General features: G+C 63.8%; 21 protein-coding genes and 1 pseudogene. 17 read left to right on the top strand and 5 right to left on the bottom strand.

Going from position 1 to position 24991, the window contains the following annotated elements; translation table 11 throughout:
- The 10 genes from NKJ77_RS04840 (at nt 1) to NKJ77_RS04795 (ending at nt 10050) form a co-directional block, all read left to right on the top strand.
- Nucleotides 1-1035: an ADP-ribosylglycohydrolase family protein gene (locus NKJ77_RS04840; protein WP_023696232.1), complete on the top strand. Its 1035-nt coding sequence runs from the start codon at nt 1-3 to the stop codon at nt 1033-1035.
- Complete coding sequence (locus tag NKJ77_RS04835; protein WP_023690765.1) at nt 1032-2006, top strand: PfkB family carbohydrate kinase; 975 nt, start codon at nt 1032-1034, stop codon at nt 2004-2006. The genes NKJ77_RS04840 and NKJ77_RS04835 overlap by 4 nt, the downstream gene beginning before the upstream one ends.
- 33 nt (nt 2007-2039) lie before the next feature.
- Nucleotides 2040-3101 carry an ABC transporter substrate-binding protein gene (locus tag NKJ77_RS04830; protein WP_352446103.1) on the top strand — a complete coding sequence of 354 codons (1062 nt, stop codon included), beginning with the start codon at nt 2040-2042 and terminating at the stop codon, nt 3099-3101.
- 66 nt (nt 3102-3167) lie between these two features.
- On the top strand, nt 3168-4037 hold the full coding sequence (locus tag NKJ77_RS04825; protein WP_352534416.1) for an ABC transporter permease: 870 nt from the start codon (nt 3168-3170) through the stop codon (nt 4035-4037).
- Nucleotides 4037-4825 (top strand): ABC transporter permease, encoded by a 789-nt coding sequence (locus tag NKJ77_RS04820; RefSeq protein ID WP_031197950.1) that lies wholly within the window; start codon nt 4037-4039, stop codon nt 4823-4825. Before NKJ77_RS04825 ends, NKJ77_RS04820 begins: the two co-directional genes overlap by 1 nt.
- Complete coding sequence (locus NKJ77_RS04815; RefSeq protein WP_352534414.1) at nt 4825-5889, top strand: ABC transporter ATP-binding protein; 1065 nt, start codon at nt 4825-4827, stop codon at nt 5887-5889. Before NKJ77_RS04820 ends, NKJ77_RS04815 begins: the two co-directional genes overlap by 1 nt.
- Nucleotides 5890-5992: 103 nt before the next feature.
- Nucleotides 5993-7081, top strand: coding sequence for a Gfo/Idh/MocA family protein (locus tag NKJ77_RS04810; protein ID WP_352534412.1), 1089 nt, complete (start codon nt 5993-5995; stop codon nt 7079-7081).
- Nucleotides 7082-7135: 54 nt separating this feature from the next.
- A complete protein-coding gene (locus tag NKJ77_RS04805; protein ID WP_023705643.1) occupies nt 7136-8050 on the top strand; it encodes a sugar phosphate isomerase/epimerase family protein in 915 nt (304 codons plus the stop codon).
- 16 nt (nt 8051-8066) lie between these two features.
- Entirely contained in the window at nt 8067-9161 is a 1095-nt protein-coding gene (locus NKJ77_RS04800; RefSeq protein WP_023736018.1) for a fatty acid desaturase family protein, read from the top strand.
- A gap of 85 nt (nt 9162-9246) precedes the next feature.
- Nucleotides 9247-10050 (top strand): 3-methyl-2-oxobutanoate hydroxymethyltransferase, encoded by an 804-nt coding sequence (locus NKJ77_RS04795; RefSeq protein ID WP_023682254.1) that lies wholly within the window; start codon nt 9247-9249, stop codon nt 10048-10050.
- Here the strand turns inward: NKJ77_RS04795 and NKJ77_RS04790 are convergent, their stop codons facing one another.
- Nucleotides 10051-11559 carry an HAL/PAL/TAL family ammonia-lyase gene (locus NKJ77_RS04790; protein ID WP_023815628.1) on the bottom strand — a complete coding sequence of 503 codons (1509 nt, stop codon included), beginning with the start codon at nt 11557-11559 and terminating at the stop codon, nt 10051-10053.
- A complete protein-coding gene (locus NKJ77_RS04785) occupies nt 11556-12557 on the bottom strand; it encodes an ornithine cyclodeaminase family protein (RefSeq protein WP_023829197.1) in 1002 nt (333 codons plus the stop codon). The genes NKJ77_RS04790 and NKJ77_RS04785 overlap by 4 nt, the downstream gene beginning before the upstream one ends.
- A 109-nt stretch (nt 12558-12666) precedes the next feature.
- On the opposite strand from NKJ77_RS04785, the gene NKJ77_RS04780 reads away from it, so the two are divergent.
- The 7 genes from NKJ77_RS04780 to NKJ77_RS04750 all read left to right on the top strand — a co-directional run bounded on the left by NKJ77_RS04780 (nt 12667) and on the right by NKJ77_RS04750 (nt 21838).
- Nucleotides 12667-14100 (top strand): DHA2 family efflux MFS transporter permease subunit, encoded by a 1434-nt coding sequence (locus NKJ77_RS04780; RefSeq protein ID WP_023696221.1) that lies wholly within the window; start codon nt 12667-12669, stop codon nt 14098-14100.
- Between the two features lie 272 nt (nt 14101-14372).
- Entirely contained in the window at nt 14373-15359 is a 987-nt protein-coding gene (locus NKJ77_RS04775) for an ABC transporter permease (RefSeq protein ID WP_352534410.1), read from the top strand.
- A 59-nt stretch (nt 15360-15418) separates the two neighbouring features.
- Complete coding sequence (locus NKJ77_RS04770) at nt 15419-16444, top strand: sugar ABC transporter substrate-binding protein (protein WP_023668177.1); 1026 nt, start codon at nt 15419-15421, stop codon at nt 16442-16444.
- A 78-nt stretch (nt 16445-16522) separates the two neighbouring features.
- Complete coding sequence (locus NKJ77_RS04765; protein ID WP_352534408.1) at nt 16523-18646, top strand: ABC transporter permease; 2124 nt, start codon at nt 16523-16525, stop codon at nt 18644-18646.
- Entirely contained in the window at nt 18643-19686 is a 1044-nt protein-coding gene (locus NKJ77_RS04760) for an SMP-30/gluconolactonase/LRE family protein (protein ID WP_023696217.1), read from the top strand. The genes NKJ77_RS04765 and NKJ77_RS04760 overlap by 4 nt, the downstream gene beginning before the upstream one ends.
- Nucleotides 19686-21182, top strand: coding sequence for a sugar ABC transporter ATP-binding protein (locus NKJ77_RS04755; protein WP_023714820.1), 1497 nt, complete (start codon nt 19686-19688; stop codon nt 21180-21182). Before NKJ77_RS04760 ends, NKJ77_RS04755 begins: the two co-directional genes overlap by 1 nt.
- A 248-nt stretch (nt 21183-21430) precedes the next feature.
- Nucleotides 21431-21838, top strand: a complete 408-nt coding sequence (locus NKJ77_RS04750) for a carboxymuconolactone decarboxylase family protein (protein WP_352534406.1) — start codon at nt 21431-21433, stop codon at nt 21836-21838.
- A gap of 52 nt (nt 21839-21890) precedes the next feature.
- Here the strand turns inward: NKJ77_RS04750 and NKJ77_RS04745 are convergent, their stop codons facing one another.
- The 3 genes and pseudogenes from NKJ77_RS04745 to NKJ77_RS04735 all read right to left on the bottom strand — a co-directional run bounded on the left by NKJ77_RS04745 (nt 21891) and on the right by NKJ77_RS04735 (nt 24987).
- Nucleotides 21891-22778 carry an amidohydrolase family protein gene (locus tag NKJ77_RS04745; RefSeq protein WP_352497991.1) on the bottom strand — a complete coding sequence of 296 codons (888 nt, stop codon included), beginning with the start codon at nt 22776-22778 and terminating at the stop codon, nt 21891-21893.
- Nucleotides 22778-23914 (bottom strand): vWA domain-containing protein, encoded by a 1137-nt coding sequence (locus tag NKJ77_RS04740; RefSeq protein ID WP_352534404.1) that lies wholly within the window; start codon nt 23912-23914, stop codon nt 22778-22780. The genes NKJ77_RS04745 and NKJ77_RS04740 overlap by 1 nt, the downstream gene beginning before the upstream one ends.
- A gap of 202 nt (nt 23915-24116) precedes the next feature.
- Nucleotides 24117-24987: pseudogene (locus NKJ77_RS04735) on the bottom strand (AAA family ATPase).
- Nucleotides 24988-24991: the final 4 nt, after the last annotated feature.

The following is a 24991-nucleotide window of genomic DNA, read 5'->3' as shown; positions in this document are numbered from 1 at the left end:
ATGCCGGACAGAACCAACGACACGCTCGATCGCGCCATGGGCGCGCTTGTCGGTGGGGCGCTCGGTGATGCGCTGGGCATGCCGACGCAGCTTCTGTCGCCGGCGCGGATCGCCGAGCTATACGGCCATGTCGAGGATTTCGTGGCGCCGTTTGCCGATCATCCGGTGTCGAAGGGGCTCGTTGCCGGCACCATCACCGACGATACCGAACAGGCGCTGCTGCTTGGTCGCATTCTGGTCCAGTCCGGCGACCGCTTCGATCATGCGCGCTGGGTGAACGCACTGCTCGACTGGGAGCGCGAGGTCAAGGCGCGCGGCAGCTATGACCTGCTGGGACCATCGACCAAGCGCGCCATCGACGCCATCAATGACGGCGTGCCGGCGGAAGAGGCGGGAAGCCGGGGCGACACCAATGGCGCGGCCATGCGCATCGCGCCGGTCGGCATCATGATGCCGCTGGAACCGCTCGACGCTTTCGTCGCCAAGGTGGCCGAAACTTGCCGTGCCACGCACAACACTTCGATCGCCATCGCTTCGGCCGCAGCAGTTGCCGCCGCCGCCAGCCACGGCGTCGCCGGTGGCGACTGGCGTGCCGCTTCCGACAGCGCGGTAGCAGCCGCGCGGCGAGGCGCCCGGCTCGGACATTGGGTGACTGGTGGCGATATCGCCGCGCGTATCGCCTGGGCGCAGGAGCTCGTGCGCGGCAAGACCATGCGGGATGCGATCGGGCTCATCACCGATCTCGTCGGCACCGGTGTGGCCAGCCAGGAGTCCGTGCCGGCAGCTTTCGCCGTGCTTGAAGTCGCGCAGGGCGATCCCTGGCAAGCGGCAATCATCAGCGCCAATCTCGGCGGCGACACCGACACGATCGGCGCGATTGCCTCAGGCATGGCCGGCGCCTGCGTCGGCTTTTCGCAACTGCCGCAACAACACATTGCCGGGCTCGTCGGCATAGATATGGGGGAGGTGCGCTCGCTTGCCGAAGACCTCGTCGCGGCGCGCACGGCAAAGGCCAGCAAGGATGCCGCGGCATGAGTGGGCGTCTGGTCCATATCGGCAGCGCCGTCGTCGACTATGTCTACCGCATCGACGCCTTGCCGGCGCCGGGCTGCGAGAAGACCGCGTCGAGCTTTGCGCAGGTCGCCGGCGGCGGCTTCAACATGATGGTCGCGGCCAGCCGCACCGGCATGACGGTGGTGTTCGGCGGCCAGCTCGGCAGCGGACCGAATGGCGATTTTTTGCGCGCCGCGTTTGCGGCCGAAGGCATCATAACGCTGACGTCGCCATCGCCGGTCATGGACAGCGGCAATTGCGTCGCCATGATCTCCGGGGATGCCGAGCGCACCTTCGTGTCGTGGCCCGGTGCGGAGAGCATTCTCAGCCTCGAGATGATGAGGCCCGTGGTGGTCGCGCCTGATGATTGGGTGTTCACGTCGGGCTATACGCTGAGCTATTCCGGCAGCCGCGACGCGCTGACCGACTGGATCGAGGCGCTGCCAGAAAACATTCCCTTCGTTTTCGATCCAACGCCGGTCATCGCGGATATCCCACGTCCCATCCTGTCGCGGGTGCTTGCCCGTACGACATGGCTGAGCTGCAACATGACGGAAGCGGTCGAGATCGCTGGGCAAGGCGATGTCGAGGCACTCGCCGCCCGGCTGCTCGCCGACCACTGCCCAAAGGCCGAAGGCGTCGTTATCCGCGCCGGCGCCAAGGGCTGTTTCGTGAGGTTGGTCAATGGCGAGACGCAGACCATTGCCGGCTTCAAGGTCGATGCCATCGACACCAATGGCGCCGGCGACACCCATATCGGCGGTTTCGTCAGTGCACTCGCGCGCGGCGTGCATCCCTTCGAGGCGGCGCGCTATGCCAATGCGGCGGCAGCACTTTCCGTCACCCGCCATGGCGGCTCATCGGCGCCGACCGACAGCGAGATCCAGACTTTCCTGAGCCAGGCCGCCACGGGCGAGCCGGGCCAGAACCAGAAGGCCCATCAGACAGCCTGACCCGCCAAGCGGGCAAACAAGAGAGGAACGAACATGCGCATGCCAAGACTGACTGCCCTGCTGACGGCGACCGCCGTCATCACCTCCGCGCTCACGCTGGCCGCCAGTGCCGCCGAAGTGCATGTGCTCAACTGGAAGGGCTACGGCGCCGACGAGCCGTGGGCGATCGAAGCCTTCGAAAAGGCGACCGGCAACAAGGTCGTCAACGACTTCTTCAATTCCGAACAGGAAATGCTGACCAAGATCCGCACCAATCCGGGCCTCTATGACGTGGTCATGATCAACGCCGCTTTCAACGATCAGGCGATGGCGGAAAAGCTGATCCAGCCGATCGATGTCTCCAAGCTGCCGAACTATGCCGACATCAGCAAGGACAAGGCGCAATCGCCGATGCTCGACCATGACGGCAAGGTCTATGGCGTGCCGTGGGTGTGGGGCCTGACGGCGCTGGCTATCAACGAAAAGTCCTTCGACAAGCCACCGACCTCGATCGCCGAAATGTGGGACCCAGCGCATAAGGGCCGGGTCGTCATTCGCGACGACGCTGTCGAAGCGGTGCAGTTCGGCGCCATCGCCACCGGCCAGAACATCAACGACATCAAGGATATGGACGCGGTCAAGACCAAGCTGACCTCGCTGATGCCGCAGATCAAGACCTTCTGGAGCTCGGAGAACGACTGGAACCAGATGGTCGCCTCCAACCAGATCGACATCGGCACCTATTGGAGCGGCTCGGCCGATCGCGCCAAGACCCACTTCAAGCTGCCGGTCTCGCTGGTCGTTCCGCAGGAAGGCGCCGTCGCCTGGCTCGACGCGTTCTCGATCCCGGTGGGCTCGAAGAATGTCGAAGGTGCGCAGGCCTTCATCAACTGGATGATCGATCCGAAATTCTATGTCGAATGGGTCACCAAGGTCGGCGCTCCGGTGTCGGCCAACACCAAGGCGGTGGAAGCGCTGCCTGAAGACTCCTTCAACCGCAAGGTGATGGGCGATCCCGAGGTGGCCAAGCGCATCCAGTTCCAGGCGCCGATCACCGACGCGCAGCGCGAGGCCTATCTGGCGCTGTGGCAGCAGCTCAAAGTCGACGTGAAGTAACGCTCACGTCCGGACCAGCCGGCGGTTGGCGCCGGCTGGCCCTTCAATCCTGGGGAGGAGGGTATCATGGCGGTACAGGGTGCGGTCGCGTCGCGCAGCGGGCTGAGATCGGCCCTGCCGCTGCTGGCGCCGGCCTATCTCTGGCTGACGGTGGCGATCTTCCTGCCGCTCTCGGCCATGGTGTTCTTCTCCTTCATGACCGATCTGCCGCTGTCGGGAAAGCCGTGGGCCTTGACCCTTGGCAATTACGCCGCCTTCTTCTCGCAGAGCCTGTACCTGACGCTGCTGCTCGCTTCGCTGCGGCTCGGCCTCGAAGTGACTTTGTGGTGCGTCGTCATCGGTTATCCCGCAGCCTATGTGTTGGCCAAGGTGCTGAAGGGGCGCAGCCGCGAGGCGATCTTCCTGCTGGTCATCCTGCCGTTCTGGTCGAACGGGCTGGTGCGCATCTTCTCCTGGGCGATGGTGCTGCGCGAGGGCGGCATCCTCGACACGGCGCTCAACGCCGTGCTGCCGTTCAAGATCAACATCGACCTGATGTATTCCTATCCCGCAATCATCATCGGCCTGGTGCACTCCTACGTGCCCTATATGGTGCTGACCTGTTATCTCACTTTGCAGGCCATCGACGACTCGCTGATCGAGGCCGGACGTTCGCTCGGCGCCTCGCGGCTGCAGGTGCTGAAGCGGGTGATCATCCCGCTGTCGATGCCTGGCCTGGTGGCAGGTGCGGCACTGATCTTCGTGCCGGTCGTCGGCTCGTTCATGGAGCCGCGCATTCTCGGCGGCCGCACCGGCACGTTCTACGGGACTGTGATCGAGGACCAGTTCGTCGCCGCCTTCAACTGGCCGCTGGGGGCGGCGCTTTCCTTCATCCTGCTGGCGGTGGTGCTGGTGATCCTGGCGGTTGCCTCGCCGGTGCTGCGGAGGGCTGCTTGATGATGACGACCCGCATAATCGAAGGACTAGGCCGCTTCTACATCGGACTGCTGCTCGTCTTCCTCTATCTGCCGATCATCATCATGGCGCTGATGTCGTTCAACGTCTCGCCCTTCTACCAATTGCCGTTCGAATGGACGACGGAATGGTATGCCTCGCTCTGGCAGAACGACCAGCTGATCGCGGCGACCTGGAACAGCCTCGAGATCGCGGTCATCACCACGCTCATCTCAGTGGTGCTTGGCTCGGCCGCTTCGCTGGCGCTCTTCCGCTACGACTTCCGCGGCAAGAAAGTGCTGCAGGCGCTGCTGTTTCCGCCGATCGCCATTCCGTGGCTGATCACCGGCACGGCGATGCTGATCTTCTTCTTCGGCGTCGGCATTGGCCGCGGCCTGTTAGCCATCCTGCTCGGCCATGTGGCGCTGGCGCTGCCCTATGTCATCGTCGTCGTCTCGGCCCGGCTGCAGACTTTTGCACCGGAGCTGGAAGAGGCGGCGCGCTCGCTCGGCGCCAACCAGTGGCAGGTGACCGCGCGTGTGACGCTGCCGTGGATCATGCCCGGCGTCATTGCCGGCGGCTTGTTCGCATTTGCCGTGTCGTTCGACCAGTTTGTCGTCTCCTACTTCCTGGCGACGCCGGGGCAGACGACGCTGCCGGTCGAAATCTACGCCGCGATCCGCAAGGGGTTCACGCCCGAGATCAACGCGGTCTCGACCATCATCATCGTCGTGTCGATGGCGCTAATGCTGCTCACGGCGCGCTTCTTCAAATTCGGCGGAGAGAAATAATGGCCGGCGTGCAGGTATCGAACGTCTCCCGCAGTTTTGGCGCGCACAAGGCGCTGGACGACGTCTCCATCGATTTCGCCGATGGCGGTTTCTATGGGCTGCTTGGCCCCTCGGGCAGCGGCAAGACCACGCTGCTGCGCCAGATCGCCGGCTTCGACTTTCCCGATACTGGCCGCATCACCATTGGCGGTGAGAGTGTGGAACGCGTGCCGGTCGAAAAGCGACGCATCGGCATGGTGTTCCAGAACTATGCGCTGTTTCCCAATATGAGCGTCGCCGATAATGTCGCCTTCGGCCTGTCGGTGCGCGGCGAAACGAAAGCGACGATCGCCACCGAAGTGCAGCGCGCGCTCGATCTGGTTCAGCTCGGCAAGCTCGGCGAGCGCCGGCCGCACCAGCTCTCCGGCGGCCAACGCCAGCGTGTGGCGCTGGCGCGCGCCATCGTCACCAAGCCGCGCGTGCTGTTGCTCGACGAGCCGCTCGGCGCGCTCGACAAGGCGCTGCGCGTCGACATGCAGATCGAGCTGAAGCGCATCCAGCGCGAGATCGGCATCACCACCATCTTCGTCACCCACGACCAGGAAGAGGCGCTGACGATGAGCGACCGCATCGGCATATTGCGGGACGGCAGGCTCGTGCAGGAAGGGCCGCCGGAGGAAATCTACGACCGGCCGAAGAGTGAATTCGCCGCCACCTTCCTCGGTGACGCCAATATCCTTCGCGGCGATGCGACCGGCAACGGCATCCGGCTGCCTGATGGCACGGCGATTGCCGCCGGGGTGGGTGGTCGGCTTGCCGCCGGCACAAAGGCCAGCTGCGCCGTGCGACCCGAACGCATTCGTATCGCCACCGATGCCGAGGCATCGAGCGGCAATGCCAACACGCTGAAGGGGCAAGTCTCCAAGCGCATCTTCGCCGGCAACAACAGCACCTATTTCGTCGAGCGCGCCGGCCAGACGTTGAAAGTCATCGTCCAGAATACCGGCAGTGACCGGCTGGCCGAGGGCCAGAATGTAATGCTCAGCTGGTCGCCGGAAAGCACCGTGCTGATTGCCGCAAACTAGTTCGCACCGTCACCCCGGCATGGTTCTGATGGGAATTGATGGAGCGGACCTTGGCTGATGGGCCGGCCATGGCGTTATATCCTGTCGTCCAAGGGAGGAATGGATGGCAGGCCAGGGTTTCGAGCCGGATGTGAGGGTTCGCACCAGCGAATACCGGATCGGTTGCATCGGCGCCGGCATGATCATGGCCGAATGCCATCTTGCCGCCTATGCGCAGGCCGGTTTCCCAGTCGTCGCCATCGCCTCGCGCACCAAGGCCAGCGCCGAGAAGGTAGCTGCACGCTGGAGCATTCCGACCGTCCACGACACGCCGGAACAACTGATCGAGAATCCCGAGATCGAGATCGTCGACCTTGCGTTTCCGCCCGATCTGCAGCCGGCGCTGATCCGCCATGCGCTGAAGCAGCCTCACATCAAGGCGATCCTGGCGCAGAAGCCACTGGCGCTGTCGGTCGATGAAGCCGTGAAGCTGCGCGACGAGGCAGCCAAGTCAGGCAAGATCCTCTCGGTCAACCAGAACATGCGCTACGACCAGTCGATGCGCGTCTTGAAGCAGATCATCGACAGCGGCGCGCTGGGCGACATCGTCTTTGCGCAGATCGACATGCATGCGATCCCGCACTGGCAGACTTTCCTTCAGGACTACGACCGGCTGACGCTCGCCAATATGAGCGTGCATCATCTCGACGTGCTGCGCTTCCTGTTCGGCGATCCCTCGGAAATCACCACGCTGACACGCAAGGACCCGCGCACGACATTCGAGCATAGCGACGGCATCACCGTCTCGACGCTGCGCTTTCCCTCCGGCGTGCTCGCCGTGTCGTTGGAGGATGTCTGGTCCGGACCGCGCCAGGAGGGCTATGAGGACGACCAGCACATCAACTGGCGCGTCGACGGCACCAAGGGTGTCGCGAAGGGCACCATCGGCTGGCCGAAAGGCGCTGCCTCGACGCTGACCTATGCGTCGACCGAGACGACGGATGGCAAGTGGGTCAGCCCGAGCTGGGACACGATGTGGTTCCCGCATGCCTTCATCGGCGTGATGGAGCAATTGCAGCATGCGGTAAAGACAGGCGCGCCGCCGGCATTATCGGTTGCCGACAACGTCAAGACGATGGCGCTGGTCGAGGCCGGCTACCGCTCGATGGCGCAAGGCCGCACCGTCAAGCTGTCCGAGATATCGATCGACTGAACATGCCGCCGAATAGCGTGGCGGCTGAATCGCTCACAGGGAGAAGTTCACATCATGATGCAGGCAGGTATATTCACCGGCTATTTCCCCTATGAGCTCGCCGAGGCCGCCCGCCGCATCCGTGCACTCGGCTTCAACACGGTGCAGCTCGACATGCATTTCAGGGATGTCGATCTCACGGCCGGGCAGATCACCGGGGACAAGGCGAGGACAGTGCGCGACACGTTTCGCGACCACAATCTGCCGGTCTGCTGCATCTCGGGCTACACCAACATCATCCATCCCGACAAATCCGAGCGCGAGAAGCGCGTCGGCTATCTCAAGGAAATCATCCGCAATGCGCGCGACTTCGGCTCGCCCTACGTGATCTCGGAGACCGGCACCTACAACACCGAATCCGACTGGGTGCATCATCCCAAAAACAAGACCGAGGAAGGCTTCGAGGAATGCCGCAAGGTGATCTCGGATCTTGCCCAGACGGCTTACGACCATGGCGCGGTGTTCCTGCTCGAAACTTATGTCAACAATGTCGTCGGTTCGGTCGAGGAGACGGTCAAAATGTTCGCGCAGGTCGACCATCCGGGCCTCGGCCTGCTGATGGATCCGACCAATTATTTCGAGGCGCACAATATCGACCGCATGGACCAGGTGCTGAACCAGGTGTTCGACACGCTGGCCGACAAGATCCGGATCGCGCATGCCAAGGACGTCAAGCGCTCAGGCAGCGACAAGACCGAGAAGCATGCCGATATCGGCGACGCGGACGCGCATGAGGGGCTGACCTTCCGCGGCGTCGGCGAGATCGAGCTGCCGGCGCCCGGGCTGGGATCGCTGAATTACGATCTCTATCTGCAGCGGCTCAGTGAGAAGCACCCGAACATCCCTGTTATCATCGAGCATCTGACCGAGGACGACGTGCCGCGGGCGAAAACATTTCTCGACGGGAAGTTCCGCGCCAACGGGCTTTGAGGTAGGCGAGACGGTGATGGCGACGGCGGCCAAGACAAAGCGCGATTACGGCCTGGTCGGCGAAAGCACCCGCCGGGCGATCGAGACCGGGCTGGCCTCGGCCGAGTGGTATCACACCGACGTGCCGCGCAAGGCAATGAAGGAAATGATGCAGCGCTCCGACGGGCCGGCGATCCGCGATACAGTGATCTGGATCGCAGCCATCCTGGGCTCGGCCGCCGGCATCGTGTGGTTCTGGGGCACGTGGTGGGTGGTGCCGTTCCTGCTCGTCTATGGCGTGCTCTATGGATCGTCGAGCGATTCGCGCTGGCACGAATGCGGCCATGGCACCGCCTTCCGCACACGCTGGATGAACGATGCGATCTACGAAATCGCCAGCTTCATGGTGGTGCGCAATCCGGTGCAATGGCGCTGGAGCCATGCGCGGCATCACACCGACACGATCATCGTCGGCCGTGACGCCGAGATCGCGGTAATGCGGCCGCCAAATCTGGTCAAGGCGGCGCTTGCCTTCACCGGCATTCTCGATTTCCGTTATTCGCTGCCGATCCTGGCGCGCCAGGCGTTGGGCAAGCTGTCGGACGACGAAAAGAGCTACATTCCTGAGACCGAACAGGGCAAGGCCATCACGGCGGCGCGCTGGCATGTCGCCGTGTACGTTGCGACGATCGCCCTCGCGATCGCGCTGGGTTCATGGCTGCCGCTGGTGCTGATCGGCCTGCCGCGTTTTTATGGCAGCTGGCACATGGTTCTGACCGGCCTGCTGCAGCATATCGGGTTGGCCGACAATGTCGTCGACCACCGGCTGAACACGCGCACCGTCTACATGAACCCGGTCAGCCGCTTCATCTACTGGAACATGAATTACCACGTCGAGCATCACATGTTTCCGATGGTGCCCTACCATGCGCTGCCGAGGCTGCACGAGCTGGTCAAGCACGACCTGCCGGCGGCGAACCCGTCCATGTGGCATGCCTATCGCGAGGTCTGGCCGGTGCTGCTGAAGCAGCTGCGGTACGAGGATTATTTCCTCAAGCGCGAATTGCCGCCGACGGCGCGGCCCTATCGCGGTGAATTTCACGAGCTCGATATGTCGGCGGCGGCCGAGTAGCGAATAAACCACCCGCCTTCTATCCGGCCTGTTACGGGGCCGGTAAGGTGACCGGGAAAAGCAACCAGCCAACAGGGACATCCCGATGAGCCGAAAGAGACCGACCGTCGCCGATCTGCGCGCCATGAAGGGCAAGCGCCAGCTGACCATGCTGCGCGTCCTGACCATGGACGAGGCCGAGGCTGCCGAGCGGGCAGGGGTCGATATCGTCTCGGTGCCGCCCGAGCTGGTGCTCAACCCTGAGTATCGCGATGCGGCGCCCAGCCTGTTCACCATGCCGGGCGAGAATTTTTATGAGATCGGCACGGCGGACGATTTCCTGCGCTGGGCGTTCCGGCTCTACAAGGCCGGCGCCGACGCCGTTTATTGCAGCGCCGGTTTCGCCACCGTGAAGCGGCTCGCCGACGACGCGATCCCCGTCATCGGCCATGTCGGCCTCATTCCGTCCCGCGCCACCTGGACCGGCGGCTTCAAGGCCGTCGGCAAGACCGCCGACACCGCCATGCAGATTTTTGAGGCGGTCAAGCAGTATGAGGCCGTTGGAGCTCTCGGCGCCGAGATCGAAGTGGTGCCGATCGAGGTGGCGAAGGCGATCTCGGAACGGACCTCGCTGATCATGCTGTCGATGGGTGCGGGCACCGGCTGCGACGCGCAATATCTGTTTGCCGACGATATTCTTGGCCAGAACCGGGGCCACATGCCGCGCCATTCCAAGGTCTACCGCAACTTCGCCGCCGAGTACGATCGTCTGCAGGCGGAACGCGTCGCGGCGTTTTCCGAGTACGTTGCCGACGTCGATAGCGGCGCCTATCCGGAAGACAGGCATGTCGTGCGCATGGATCCGGCCGAGCTCAGCCTGTTCATGAAACGGGTGGACGCAAAGGGCTAACTACTCGGCCTCCTTGCCGATCATCGCTGCACCTTGCCATGTTCCGTCAGCGAGCATGGCATGGAGCACCTCGGCATCCGTTCCCAGCGGCCGGTCCTCCCTGAGCATCGCTACATGCGCGCGCACCGCGGTATGGACCGCTGCTGTGCCGGGCGCCAGCTTGAGACCGTCGCGCAGGTCCACGGCCTGTGCGGCGGCCATCAGTTCGAAGGCGATCAGCCGTCGCCACAGCGCGATCATCCCGGCGCATTTCGACACGGCAAGCGGCGTCTGCGTGGCGTGGTCCTCTACGCCTTCGGACACGGCCAGGAAATCCAGCATCACCGGATTGGCCTTGTGGCGGATGCCGGCCAGGATTGCCGTTGCGGTCTTTTGCAGCGGCACGAAACCGGCCGAGGCGCCGCCGACCGGTGACAAATATTTTGGCAGGCCGTTGCGGCCGGAGCCGGCGAGCTGGATGAAGCGGGCAACGCTTGCCGCGGCACATTGCGCGATCGCCAGGCCGAGCGTCTCGAAGGCAAGCGCCAGCGATGCGGTGTGGAAATTGCCGGTCGACAGAACCAGCCCGTCATCGCCCAGCACCAGCGGATTGTCGGCGGCGGCATTGAGTTCGATCTCCAGCGCCAGCCGCGCCTGATCGATCGCCTGGATCAATGCACCATGGATCGACGGCATGCAGCGGATCGACAACGGGTCCTGCAAGGTGGTCGGCGCCGGCTCCTCGTCACGGGCAAGCAGGTCGCGCAGGCCCTTGGCCGCGAGTTGCTGGCAGGCTGCCGGCCGCGCCAGATGCAGGCGCGGATCGAGGATGGTGCGGTTGGCGCCAAACCCTTCCATGGTCAGCGCGCCGGCCTGCTGCTGTTGCGCAAAGGCCGACAGCGCGTCGGCCAGTACCAACGCGCCAGTGCCGGCTGATACCGCCGAGGCGTTGATCAGCGACAGGCCGTCTTTCGGCGCCAGGCTGATCGGAGCCAACCGCGCCATCATCAACGCCTTGGCCGCCGGCATGCGCCGACCCTGATAGTCAGCTTCGCCGTCGCCGGTCAGCAGACGGGCGAGCGCCGCCATCAGCACGAGATCGCCGGCGCCGATCGAGCCCAACTGCGGCATTACCGGATGCACGCCTGCATTGAGCGCATCGACAAGGGCGGTGAAAGCCGCCGGCGAAATGCCGGAGCCGCCGACTGCCAGCATCGCTGCGCGCGCAAGCATGGTCGCCCGCACCGCCTCTTGGGGCAACGGTTCGCCGACAGCGCCGCTTCGCCCTTCCAGCAACTGGCGCTGGAAGGCGCTGGCATCGCCCTCGACCGATGTGCCGAGATTGGCGCCGAGCCCGGTGTTGAGCCCATAGATTTGCTGACCGGACGCGGCGACCTGATCGAGCACTTTTCGCGCTTTGTCGAGCCTCTCGATGACTGTCGGTTCAACCTCGACCTTGCGGCCGCCGCGGGCGACCTGCGCAACGTCCTCGACGCTGACGCCGGCGCCGGTGAGGACGAGCGCGCTCATGCGAAGCGCAGCCTCTGGCCGATGCCTTTATCAGCAGCCTTGGCCAGCATCGCCTTGCCCAGCGCAATGTCGGACAGCGACAGGCCGCGATGCCAGAACAGGATCGTCTCGTCGTCGCTCTGGCGTCCCGGCTTGAGACCGGCAGCGATCTGGCCGAGCTCGGCGTGCAGCGTCGCTTCGCCCAGCCGCCCGGTCTCGACATGGGCGCGCAGCGAGCCGAACTTGCCGCCTTTGCACTGGCCCCAGTCGTCGACGACCATTTTCTGCATGATGTCGGTCAATGACAGCTCCACCGCGCTCATCGTACCATAGGGCACGACCAGCGCACCGGGCTTGATCCATTCGGTCTTGAGCAGCGGCTGCGGCTCCGGCAGCCGCGAGGCCTCGACGACGATGTCGGCGCCCTTGACGCAGCTCTCCCAGTCGGCAACCGCGGTAACTTTCTTGCCGAGATCGGCCGAGAGTTTGGCAGCGAAGCCGTCGCGGCTTTTCGGGCGGCGCGAATGAACGCGGATCTCGTCGAAGTCGAAGAGATGGTCGAGCAGGCGGACATTCCAATAGGCGGTGCCACGTGCGCCGATATGGGCCAGCACCTTGGAGTTCTTGCGCGCCAGATGTTTGGCGCCGATAGCGGTGACGGCGCCGGTGCGCATGTCGGTGATGACGGTGGCGTCGAGAATGGCGCGCGGCGTGCCGGTGCGCGGATCGAACAGGTTTAGAATGCCAAATTCTGAAGGGAGCCCGTGCAGATAATTGTCGACATAGTCGCCGACGATTTTCACGCCCGCCGTATCGAGCGGCGCAACGTAGCCGCGCAGAACGTTGAAATGGCCATGGAAGGAAGGGTCGGGTTCAAGATGGACGCGCGGCTCGATCACCGTCTGGCCATTGCCTTGCGCGATAAGCCCGGCTTCGACAGCGGCAATGATTTCGCCGTCGGTCATCTCCAGGGCTTCGATATCTAGGGCATTGAGGTAGTCGATATAGATAGGCTTCATGCAATGTCCTTGGCCGCCCGCCCATCCATAACAGGCTGCGAGCCGACACGGAAGTTTGTTGGATAAGCTCTGGACGGGGCCAGCCATATGCTGTTCAACGCGGTTCGCTATGACTGCCGTTCCCGACACCGAGGCCTCCGCCGCAACCGCCAGCAATGCGCGGCGCGTGGCGTTGATCGTTGCCATCGCGTTTTTCATGCAGCTGCTGGATTCGACGATCATCTCGACCTCGCTGCCGCAGATGGGACAATCCTTCGGCGTGACGGCGGTGGCGATGAGCATCGGCATCACCGCCTACATGCTGACCATGGCGGTGTTCGTGCCGCTGTCGGGCTGGCTTGCCGACCGCTTCGGCGCGCGCAACATCTTCCTGCTGGCGATTGTGCTGTTCACGCTGGCCTCGCTGGCCTGCGGCTTCTCGCAAAATCTGCCTCAGTTCGTTGCCGCCCGTGTCGTGCAAGGCCTGGGCAGCGCGCTGATGACGCCGGTCGGGCGCATTCTGGTGCTGCGCAATGCGTCGAAGTCGGAGCTGCTCAACGCCACGGCGCTGATCACCTGGCCGGCGTTGTTTGCGCCCGTGGTCGGGCCGGTGCTTGGCGGCTTCATCACAACCTATCTCTCCTGGCACTGGAATTTCTTCATCAACATCCCGCTTGGGCTGGTCGGGCTGGCGCTGGTCGCGCGCTTCATTCCGGGCGACCGCGCGGCCGATCCCAAGCCGCTGGATTGGCCGGGGTTTTTCCTCACGTCGCTGGGGCTCGCGCTGCTGCTCTACGGCCTTGAGCGCATCGCACATCCGGAAGACGGCGCTTTGCCCGCCGTGCTGCTGATTGCCGCCGGCATCGTCATCGGCTGGCTGGCGGTGCGGCATCTCCGGCGCGCGCCGCATCCGCTGCTCGATCTCAGCGCGTTCAGGGTGCAGACCTTCGCCATCTCGACGCTTGCCGCCGGCACCATTTTTCGCGTGGCGATCAACGCCACGCCGTTCCTTTTGCCGCTGCTGTTTCAGGTCGGCTTTGGCCTTTCGCCGGTCGATGCCGGCTTGATGATCCTGGCCTACTTCCTCGGCAATCTCGGCATGAAGACGGTGACGACGCCGACGCTGCGGCGCTTTGGTTTTCGCACGGTCATGGTCGTCAACGGCCTGATCGCCTCGGCCTCGATCATGGCCTGCGCGGCGATCTCGCCGGAGACGCCGCAGGCGCTGGTGGTAGCGCTGATGCTGATCGCCGGCCTGACGCGCTCGATGCAGTTCACAGCGCTGAATACTCTGGCCTTCGCCGATATCGATGCGGCGCAGCGCAGCTCGGCGGCAACTTTGTCGTCCATGCTGCAGCAGATGTCGATGCTGTTCGGCGTAGCGGTGGCGGCTGCCATTCTGAACCTGTCGCAGATCGTCAGGCACCGGCCGGCGCTCGACCTCGTCGATTTTCGCATCGCCTTCCTGGTCATCGGCGCCATCGGGCTGGCGGCGGCGTTGCGGTTCCTCGTGCTGCCGCCCGGTGCAGGCGCCGAAGTTTCAGGCCACACGTCCAGGACCTGAATTCGCGATTTTCGCCGCTCAGGCGGCAATTAATTCCGCCTTGTGCTTTCGCCTCAGAACGGCACCTTCGCGCATACGCGCAATGGTGCAACCAAATGCCAAAAGCGCAGCCTTTTCCTAGGATTGCGCCAGTTCTAGCAATCGGTGCGTCCACTGGAAGATTATCACTGCCAACGGGTGTTCCGAGCGCGGATTCATTTGACGAAGCGGCGCCGAGCCGATTAGCTTTCTTCGGAAGGGGTGGCAGAGCTGCCATCGGGGCGAATGCAGACATGAACACGATTGGCTGGCCAAATGTCAGGAGCCTGAATCAGGAAGGCATTGTCTTTGCCATCGCCGTGGTGCTGTTCGTCGCCGCTGCCATTGGGCTGCCTGGTTTCATCGCTGCCAACAATCTCGTTGCCATCGTCCGCTCGGTGTCGGTGCTGGGCATTTTGGCGCTCGGCATGGCGGTCGTCATAATCGGCAGGGGCATCGACCTGTCGGCGGTGGCGATCATGGCGATGTCGGTCGCCTGGTATCTGCAATTGCTCAACGCCGGAACGCCTGATGGGCTCGCCTTCGCCTATGTGCTGGCAGGCGTGCTCGCCATCGGCCTGCTCAACGGTTTTCTCGTCGCCTATGCCGACGTGCCGGCGATCTTCGTGACGCTGGCGACCGGCTCCTTAGTCTTCGGCTATGTCCGCTCGCAACTGATCACGCAGGATGCGGTGCCGGTGCCTCAGGGCCATTGGGTGGAGTTGCTCGGCGGCCTGCGTTTCCTCGACATTCCGATCGAAGTGTTCGTCTTCGCCGGGCTCGCCTTCCTGTTCTTCCTGTTCCTGCGCTACACCAAATGGGGCCGCTACATCTATTTCGCCGGCGACAATCCGGTCGCCGCGCGCAACATCGGCATTCCGGTGCGGCCAATGCTGGTGCTGCGTTATGTGGTTTCGGCCTTCGTCGCGCTGATCGCCGGCCTGCTGACGGCGTCGAGCCTGCACTCGATCAACACCCGCGTCGTCAACTCGACGCTGCTCTATGACATCGTGCTGGTGGCGGTGATCGGCGGCATCGGCCTGTCCGGCGGGCGGGGCGGAGTGCGCAATGTGCTGGTGGGCGCTGCACTTATCGGCATCCTGTCGAACGCGATGACCATCATCGACATTCCGCTGCTCTATCAAAACCTGATCAAGGCGGCGATCCTGCTCGGAGCCATCATCGCCGACGGCATCATCAATCCGCGCGACGAACAGACCGCGCAGCAGGGCGACATCTAAGGGGTACCCGACGGGTCATGCGGACCGGCCGGCAATAAGTGAAAAACAGAGGATGTGACATGAAACTGATCAGAACACTGATGGCGGCCGCCACGGCGCTGGCCGCTACCGCCTTCGTCGCGCCGACCTTCGCCGCCGACGATCCGGGCCCGGCCGCATACGCGCAGGCGCTCAAGGGCAAGCGCGTCATGCTGGTGCCGCTGGCGATGGGCTTCGACCTTGCGCAGGGCTGGTCGCACTATCTGAAGACGGAAGTCGAGGCCTGGGGCGGCACCTTCGAAACACGCGATCCGAACTGGGTCGTCGATGCCGGCGCACAGGCGATCACCGACGCGATCTCGTCCGACACAAGGCCGGACGTGCTGATCATCCATGCGCCGGATCTCAACTCCTATTCCAAGCTGATGAAGAAGGCGCAGGCTGCCGGAACCTACGTCATACTGGTCGACAATCCCGCCAACTTCCCGGCCGACGCCTTTGTCGGCAGTGACTGGGACCGGCTCGGCCAACTCGAGGCCGAAGCGGCGATCAAGGGCTGCGGCGAGAATTCGTCGAAGAAGATCGGCCTTGTGCAGGGTGATCAGGCCAACTCGTCCAGTCTCTACCAGTATGCCGGCATCATGAAGGTGCTGGAGAAGCACCCCGACTTCAAAGTCGTGGCCAAGCCCGACTCCAACTGGGATCCGACGACGTCGCGCAACGTGACGACGACAATGCTGCAGCAGAACCCGGACATCTGCTCTATCATCGACTTCTGGGATGGCGACGCCACCGGCGCATCCGCCGCCATCCGCGACGCTAAGCTCGACGGCAAGGTGTTTTTGGTCACCACCGGCGGCGGTGAAAAGGCGGCCGATTGCGACAAGCTGCAGGACGGCACCTATGGCGCCGTTGTCATGACAGACCTTGCCCGCCAGTCCGGCGACATGAACGCTATCATCAAGTTCCTGCTGCAGAGCGGCCAGCCGGCCGGCACGTCGCACACCTACATCTACACGCTGGAGAAGGCTACGACCAAGGCCGACCTCAAGCCCGACAGCTGCTGGGACCTGAAGGCGCTGCAGGCCGAAGCGGCGGCGAAGTAAGCCGCGCTTTTCGACTGAAATAAACGAGGTGACTGGACAATCCGGTCACCTCGTTCCCTCATGGAATAGCAGCCGCCGATGTCCTTTCGCGAACGCCTCCAGTCCTGGCGCTACAATCTCGTGCCCGACCATCTGGTCGGCGAGATCCTGACAAAACGCTGGACCGACAACGCCATTCCGTTCCTGGCGCTGGTGGCGACGCTCAGCGTGTTCGGCTCGATCATTCCCGGCTTCTTCAAGCTGACCTCGCTGCAGGAATCGAGCCGCCAGCTCGGCGAGTTCTCGATGGTGGTCACCGGCATGACGGTGGTGATGCTGGGCGGCGGCATCGATCTGTCCGTCGGTTCGATCTTCGCGCTGTCCTGCTTCTCCGCCGTCTATGTCTTCTTCATCCTCGAACAGTCTATCTGGCTGGCGCTGGCGGCATCGCTTGCCACCGGGCTCATCTTCGGCGCCGTCAACGGCTACCTCGTCGGCTATCTCAGGCTGCGCGCCTTTCTGACTACGCTGGTCACCTTCATTTTTGGCCGGGCGCTGTTCGATATTCTCGTCACCACCTATGCCGCAGACGTGCAGCTTTCCCAGGCGACATCCGATGTGCTCGACTTCATCGGCGACAGCACCTTCTGGGGGCTTTCGGTCTCGGTGTGGCTGGCGATCATTCTTGCCATCGTCACCCATATCGCGCTGACGCGCTCACGGCCGGGCTGGCATGTGCTGGCGGTCGGCGGATCCAGGCGCTCGGCGCACAATGCCGGCATTCGCGTGCGTCGCACCGTGTTCATGACCTATGTCTTTTCCGGCTTCTGCGCCTCGATCGGCGGCTTCCTGATCGCTTGCCGCCTGAGTGGGGCAGGGCCGGGCACCGGCCTCAACCTTGAGATCATGGCGCTGACGGCGGCGGTGGTCGGCGGCGTCAGCCTGGGTGGTGGCCGCGGCTCGGTCATCAAGGGGCTGATGGGCGCCATCATCGTGCTGACCATGACCAACGGGCTGATCCGGCTGGGCTATGGCACCGGCACCAACCAGATGGTGCTGGGCATCATGCTGGCGGTGGCGGTGACGATCGACATCCGCTGGCTGAAGAACCGCCATAAGGTGCTCAACGAAGTCTATGTCGCGCCGGTCTATCTCAAGATGGGCGAGACACAGTCTGCGGTGCCGGGCTCAGGCACGCCCTACGCGCTCGACAACCGGCTGTCGGCGGCCGACCATATCGGGCTCGGCGAGTTGGAAGGGCCGGAAGACGTCATCCTCGACCGCGACGACCATCTCTATTGCGGCACGCGCCATGGCGAGATCGTCCGCTTTTTCGCACCGGATTACGTTAAGTCGGAGGTGTTTGCCCATATCGGTGGTTTTCCGCTAGGCTTGGCCTTCGACAAATCGGGCAATCTGATCAGCTGCGTCGGCGCCATGGGGCTCTATTCCGTCTCACCGGATCGGGAAGTGAGGCGCTTGTCGGCCGAGACGTCGCGCTCCTGGACCTCGATCGTAGACGATGCGCGGCTGCGCGACCCCAATGATTGCGACATCGCGCCGGACGGGCGCATCTATTTCACTGACTCCACCAAGCGCTATGACGCCCACGATTGGGCGCTTGACTCGATCGAGAACCGCGCCACCGGCCGGCTGCTGGTCTATGACCCGAAGGACGGTTCGACGAAGACACTGCTCGACGGCTACCGCTACACCAACGGTGTGTGCATGGCGCATGACGGCAAGTCGCTGTTCTTCGCTGAGAGCTGGGCCTGCCGCGTGCATCGCTACTGGCTGGAAGGGCCGAAGGCGGGCGCCGCCGAATGCGTCATCCGCGACATGCCGGGCTATCCCGACAACATCAACCGCGCCTCCGACGGCAATTACTGGATGGCATGGCTCGGCATGCGCACGCCGAGCTTCGACCTGTCGCTGCGCCATCCCAATATGCGCAAGCGCATGACGCGCCGGCTGCCGCAGGACGAGTGGCTGTTCCCCAACATCAACACCGGCGGCGTGGTGAAATTCAACGACAAGGGCGGCATTATCGAGGCGATGGGCGACCTCACCGGCGGCGCGCATCCGATGGTCACCTCGATGCGCGAGCACAAGGGTTTCCTGTTCGTCGGCGGCATCCTCAACAACCGCATCGGCCGCTACAAGATTGCGGGCGCGGACCCGACCTGGACCAGCTCCGCTTCTTATTGGGGAACGCAGCCATGATCCTCGATCCCATCTTGGACATGTTTCGCGGCAAGGCCGTCACCATCCCGCCGCTCGACGGCGCCTTCCGGCCCAACACGCGGCTCGATGATGCGCCGGTTTTTGCCGGACTGATCGAACCCGACAATCTGCTGGTTGCCGATGGCCGGCTGCTCGCTTCCAGCGGCAACGCCATCTATTCGCTTGCCGCAGAAGTGGAGCCGAAGGTTGTCGAGACCTTTCCTTCCCCCATCACTGCGCTGGCTCTATCACTGTCGGGAGAACTGACGGTCGGACTTGAGAGCGGCAAGCTGCTGGTCGCCGGCAAGGAGGTTTCGCTGCCGTCTGGCGTCAGCTGCATCACCGCGCTTGCCTATGCCGAGGACGACACGTTGTGGCTGGCCAATGGCTCGGCTGAGCATGCGCCGTCGCTATGGGCCGCCGACCTGATGAAGAAGGGCGCGTCCGGATCGCTTTGGAGGCGGGACGCAGCCGGCGGCGGGTTCCGCAAAGTGGCCGGCGAGATCGCCTTTCCCTATGGGCTCCATCCCACGGGGCGAGATGTGCTGGTCAGCGAAAGCTGGCGTCACCAGCTTGTTCGCTTCGATGGTGCAACCGGTAGCCGCTCGACCGTGCTGACGCATCTGCCCGGCTATCCCGCGCGCCTTGCGCCGGCCGGCGATGGCGGCGCGTGGCTGGCCCTGTTCGCGCCGCGCAACCGGCTGATCGAATTCGTGCTGCAGGAAACGCATTACCGGCGCGACATGATCGACCAAGTGCCGCCGGCCTATTGGATCGCGCCGGCGCTGGCCTCCAACCGCAGCTTCCTCGAACCGCTGCAATGTGGCGGCATCCGCACCATGGGCATCCACAAGCCCTGGTCGCCGAGCCGCTCCTACGGGCTGGTGGTGAAGCTCGACCGGACCATGCAGCCGCAATTCAGCCTGCACAGCCGCGCCGACGGCACGCGCCACGGCATTTGCAGCGTGGCGGAGAAGGACGGACTTCTATTCATCGCCTCCAGGGGCGGCGATTGCGTGCTCGACGCGGGAGGTTTCTGATGGAACCGATCGTGCGCCTGGAAAATGTCACCAAGAACTATCGCGGCGTGCCCGCGGTCAGACAAGTCAGCTTCGAACTGCGCAAGGGCGAAATCCACGCGCTGCTCGGCGAGAATGGCGCCGGAAAATCGACACTGACCAAGATCATTGCCGGCGTCGTCGACGCCACTTCCGGCAAGATGTTCCACAAAGGCCGCGAGATCGCCTACGCCTCGCCGCATGCGGCGCTCGAGGCCGGCATCGCCATGGTGTTCCAGGAGACCAGCCTGGTGCCGTCGATGACAGTGGCGCAGAACCTCTATCTCGGCACCGAAAAGTTTCTCAACCGGCTGCGCGGCACCTACATTTCGGCGCAACAGTTTTTGCAATCGCTGAACTTCCCGGTCGACCCGAACGCCATGGTGGCAACGCTCGGCGCGGCCAAGCGTCAGATGGTCGAGATCGCGCGCGCCGTTCACCACAATGCCGAGATTATCATCTTCGACGAGCCGACGGCGACGCTGACGCCGGAGGAGAAGCGGCACTTTTTCGCACTGATCCGGCGGCTGAAGGCGAACGGCGTCTCGATCGTCTTCATCAGCCATGCATTGGAAGAGGCGCTGATGATCGCCGACCGCATCACAATCCTGCGCGATGGCGAGCTGGTCATAACCGACGACACATCGGCCTTCGATCGCGACAAGATCGTCGCCGCCATGGTCGGGCGTACACTGTCGGGACAGATCTATCGCCAGCGCGACGAGGCCAGGCTGCGCAAGGCCGGCAAGAAGGTGCTGTCGGTGCAGGACATTTCGATGAGCAATGTCGTGCGCAACACCTCCTTCTCGATCTTCGAGGGACAGATCACCGGCGTGTTCGGGCTGATCGGCTCCGGCCGCACCGAGACCTTCAAGATCGTCTCCGGCATCTACAAGCGCGATTTTTTGCGCGGTGGCGCGATTGAACTCGACGACAGGCCGGTGCGCTATCTCGTGCCCAGTGAGGCGGTCGCCGACGGCATCGTCTATGTTACCGAGGACCGCAAGAGCGAGGGCATTTTCGAGACGATGGGCATCGCCGAGAACCTGTTCGGCGGGCTGCTGGCGGCGGGCCGCGAAAAGGCCTGGGTGATCAACCAGCAGGAGATGCGCACGCTTTCCGCTGAATGGACGAAGACGCTGAACATCAAGGCGATCAACGACAATGCCCGCGTGGTCGAGCTTTCCGGCGGCAACCAGCAAAAGGTGGTGATCGGCAAGGGGCTGGTGCAGCAGCCGCGTATCGTGATCTTCGACGAGCCGACGCGCGGCGTCGATGTCGGCGCCATCGCCGAGATCCACCAGATCATCAACCGGCTGGCCGACGAGGGATTGGCCGTCGTCGTTATCTCGTCCTACCTGCCGGAAATCATGAACCTGTCGGACCGGATTCTGGTGTGCCGGCAGGGCCGTATGGTCGAGGAGTTTTCGCCCGCCGAGGCGACGGAGGAGAAGATCATGTATGCGGCGGTTCATTAGGTTTCTGGTCGGTGTTTGAGGGTGCGCATAGGTCGCCAATTGGCGAAGGCCTCAGCGCCTTCGTCATCCTCGGGTCTCCGCGACGGCGCTTCGCGCCTGCTTCGCCCGTGAATGACGAAGCTGAGATGCTTCGGCCAATCGCCATGGTTCTGTCAGCATCAAAAACTGAATCGGAATAGCCGGTTAGCCGCCCTTGCTCGAGACCTGATTCAACCACCTGATCCACCGATTCAACGAAAGGAAACGCCATGGCCGCCACAAAACTTCTCAGCGATGCCGAGGTCGAAAGAATCCCGGTTGCGAAGGCTGTGTTCGACGACATCCGCGCGACGCGCAAATCGGACTTCGTCAATAATTTCTGGCGCGGGCTGGCCAACGATCCGGCCTTGCTGAAACGGACATGGGACCAGGTGAAGGTGGTGATGGCCACGGAGAGCGCGATCGACCCGCTGACCAAGGAGATGATCTACATCGCTGTGTCCACCGCCAATGGCTGCTCCTACTGCGTCCACTCGCATACGGCAGCTGCCCGCGCCAAAGGCATGACCGATGCGCAGCATGGCGAGCTGGTGTCGATCATCGGGCTGGCCGGGCAGACCAACCATCTTGTGACTGCGATGCAGATTCCGGTCGATCCGCAGTTCGACTTAAAGTAGGCAGTCGCGCGCCTTGCCTCCTCCCCTTGCGGGGGAAGTGACGGCGCCCGCTCTACACCGGCCGGTACACCTTCTCCGCCGTGTTCCAGAAGATATCGGCCTCGGCAGTTGCGCCGTGCTTGCCCACCGCGGCGCGGTGCGCCTTGATCAGTTCGGCATGGGTCGTCCAGAGTTTTTCGATCGGGAAGTTGGAGCCGAACATCAGGTGGTCAGCGCCTAGAATGTCGATGGCATTGTCGACGATGTAGGCAATCAACGCCGGATCGTTGCGGTGGGCGAAGGTGCCGAGGCCCGACAGCTTGGCGTAGAAGTTCGGCGCTGTTGATAGAGTACTCAGGCCGGCTTTCCAGGCCTCGGTGGTTTCCGGCTCCATGCCGGTCAGCATGCCGGCATGGGTGAGGATGAAATTGGTGTCGGGGTTCTCGCCGACGAGCGTCAGCCCGTCCTTCATCTGGGCGGGGAAAAGCTGCAGGTCGAAGGACAGGCCATAGTCTTTAAGCCGCGCGACATTAGCGCGTACCTTGGGGTCGATGACCTGATCGGCCGAGGCAGCGAAGCGGAAGGCCGGCGTCTCGTGCCAATGCAGCTGCATGCGCACGCCGCGCAGCAGCGGGTACTTTTTCAATCGATCGATCTGGGGCCGGACATCGTCGACAGTCATATCGGTATAGCCGACGATAGCGTGCGGCCAGCCGGTCTCGTCGGCAGTCTTCTGCAGGAAGGCGACTTCTTTTTCGAAATCCTCCTTGGCCCAGTTGGTCTGGACATAGACGGCCTTCTCGACACCTGCGCCTTGCTGATCGGCGAGAAATTCCTCGATCGGATAGTCGCGGCGGATCGGTTCGTAGGGGCCGAAAATGCGCGGCACCATCGGCCCGACCAGCCATGGCTGGTCCTGCTGGCGCCAGATGTGGAAATGCGCGTCGATGGCTTTCTGCATCACGATACCCTTTTCCAGATAGCCGACGCCGCCGGGGCAGGGCGGGCGAGCGACAGGATGAAATCGGTGAGACTCCCGAGCGAAGAGCCGTCGACGAGATCGTCGAGATCAGGCAGGATGGCGCGGAGTGCTGCCGTCGCCGGCTGGAAGCGCGGATCGCCGGCCAAGGGTGTCGCCAGCGAAAGCCGGAAGGCGCGGGCGCTCAGGCGGCGTATCGCGGTCTCGAGATCGGCATGGTCGCCGCGCTCCAGCGCGTCCGACAGGATGATCACAGCGGCACCGCGCGTGAAGGCCGAGAACCGCGGCACCGAGAGGAAGGCGAGCAGGGTCGGTCCCATGCGCGTGCCGCCGTCCCAGTCGTCGACGAGTGCCGCCGCTCGGGCGAGAGCCTGGTCGCGATCGCGGATACGCAGTGCGGATGTGATGCGGGTGAGCCGCGTGCCGAAGGTGAAGATTTCGGCACGGTCAGCACCTTGTACGGCGGCGTGCGCCAGTTTGAGATAATCCGATGTATGCAGCTTCATCGAGCCGGAAACATCGATCAGGATCAGCAGCTTGCGTGGCACCGTCTGGCGGAGGCGCAGCAGCGGCGAGGGGATCTCGCCATCGGCACTGACGATTTCCCTGAGCGAGCGGCGCAGGTCGAGCTTGCCGCGCGAATGCGTACGCACGGTGCGGAAGGAGCGGCGGGCGGGCAGGGCTGAAGCGAGCTTGCGGCGGAAGGGCCCAAGGCCATCGTCGTCGCGGAGGAAATCGCGGCTGCTGAGCTGTTCGATTGCCGACGACAGCTCGCCGCCTTTCTCCTGGCGCGTGGTCTGTTTCTCCTCCTGGCGCGTGCCGCCATCGTCCTTGATGCGGGTTTCCTCGTCTTCTTCGCCTTCGACGGAAGGTTGGCCATCGCCATGGAAGTGATTGCGAAAATGCGCCTCGAACTCGCCGCGGCGATCGGGCGGGGGGGCAAGCGTTGCGAGCGCCGCCTCGCGGATGTCGGCCATCGAGCGCGGGCCGAGCAGGGTGACCGCCTGCATGAAGCTGGAGACCTGCTCGGGGGCGACGGCAAAGGCGTGGCGGCGCAGCAGCCGGGCGAAGTCGAGGAAGGGCGCGGAGGCGAGAGGAAGGGTTCCCTGACGCATCATTCCTTCGCGCCCCCCTCTGTCCTGCCGGACATCTCCCCCTCAAGGGGGGAGATTGGCGGCTTCGGCGCCTTGCTCAGGTCTGCAACTCTGGAGATTGGCGAAAGCCACAATGACAGCTGATCTCCCCCCTTGAGGGGGAGATGTCCGGCAGGACAGAGGGGGGCGCTGTCCCGCCGGCGTTGCGCATTGCCGAAGTCCCGGCTCACCCCAGCGCCTCCTCGACGATGGCACCAAGCTCCGGCGCGATCGCGGACAAATCCTCCTCGTCCTTGATAAGCACGCCGATGGCGCGGCGGAAGGCTTGCGGCCATGGGCTGCCGCCTTTCTCCAGTATGGTGGCGGCGTTGGCCCATTCGACGGCCTCGGAGATGCCGGGCGGCTTGGCCAGCGGGCGGACGCGGATCGACTGCACGGCATTCGCCACGGCGCGGGCGGTCGCTTCGGCGACCCCGCCGGCGCGCAGCATGATGATGGCGGCTTCGCGCTCGGCGTCGGGATAGCCGATCCAGTGATAGACGCAGCGCCTCCGCCAGTTCGCGGGTTCGGTTCGAGGTCAGGATGACGATCGGCTGCGCCTCGGCGCGGATGGTGCCGCGTTCGGGAATGCTGATCTGGAAGTCGGAGAGGAATTCCAGAAGCAACGCTTCGAATTCGTGGTCGGAGCGGTCGATCTCGTCGACCAGAAGCACACGCTGCCGAGGCGCCCGCAGCACCTGCAGCAGCGGCCGGGCGATCAGAAAACGGTCGTCATAGATGTCGATCTCGTGCTCACCGGCATGGCGGATGGCGAGCAGCTGGCGCTGGTAATTCCATTCGTAGAGCGCGTGTGCTGCGTCGATGCCTTCATAGCATTGCAGCCGCACCAGATCGCGGCCAAGCAGTTGCGCGATCGCCTTCGCAGCTTCGGTCTTGCCGACGCCGGGCGCGCCTTCGAGCAGCAACGGCTTGCCCAGCCGTATGGCCAGGAAGATGGCGGTGGCCAGGCTGTCGTCGGCGAGGTAGCGCGAAGCAGCGAGATGCTGTGCCACCGCCTCCGGCGAGGTCGCGACAGTCTCGGCATTCGGCTCCTGCATGTCG

It is taken from the genome of Mesorhizobium sp. M0052, assembly GCF_040323255.1.
Classification (GTDB): Bacteria; Pseudomonadota; Alphaproteobacteria; order Rhizobiales; family Rhizobiaceae; genus Mesorhizobium.
This window is presented reverse-complemented; position numbering and strand designations above follow the sequence as displayed.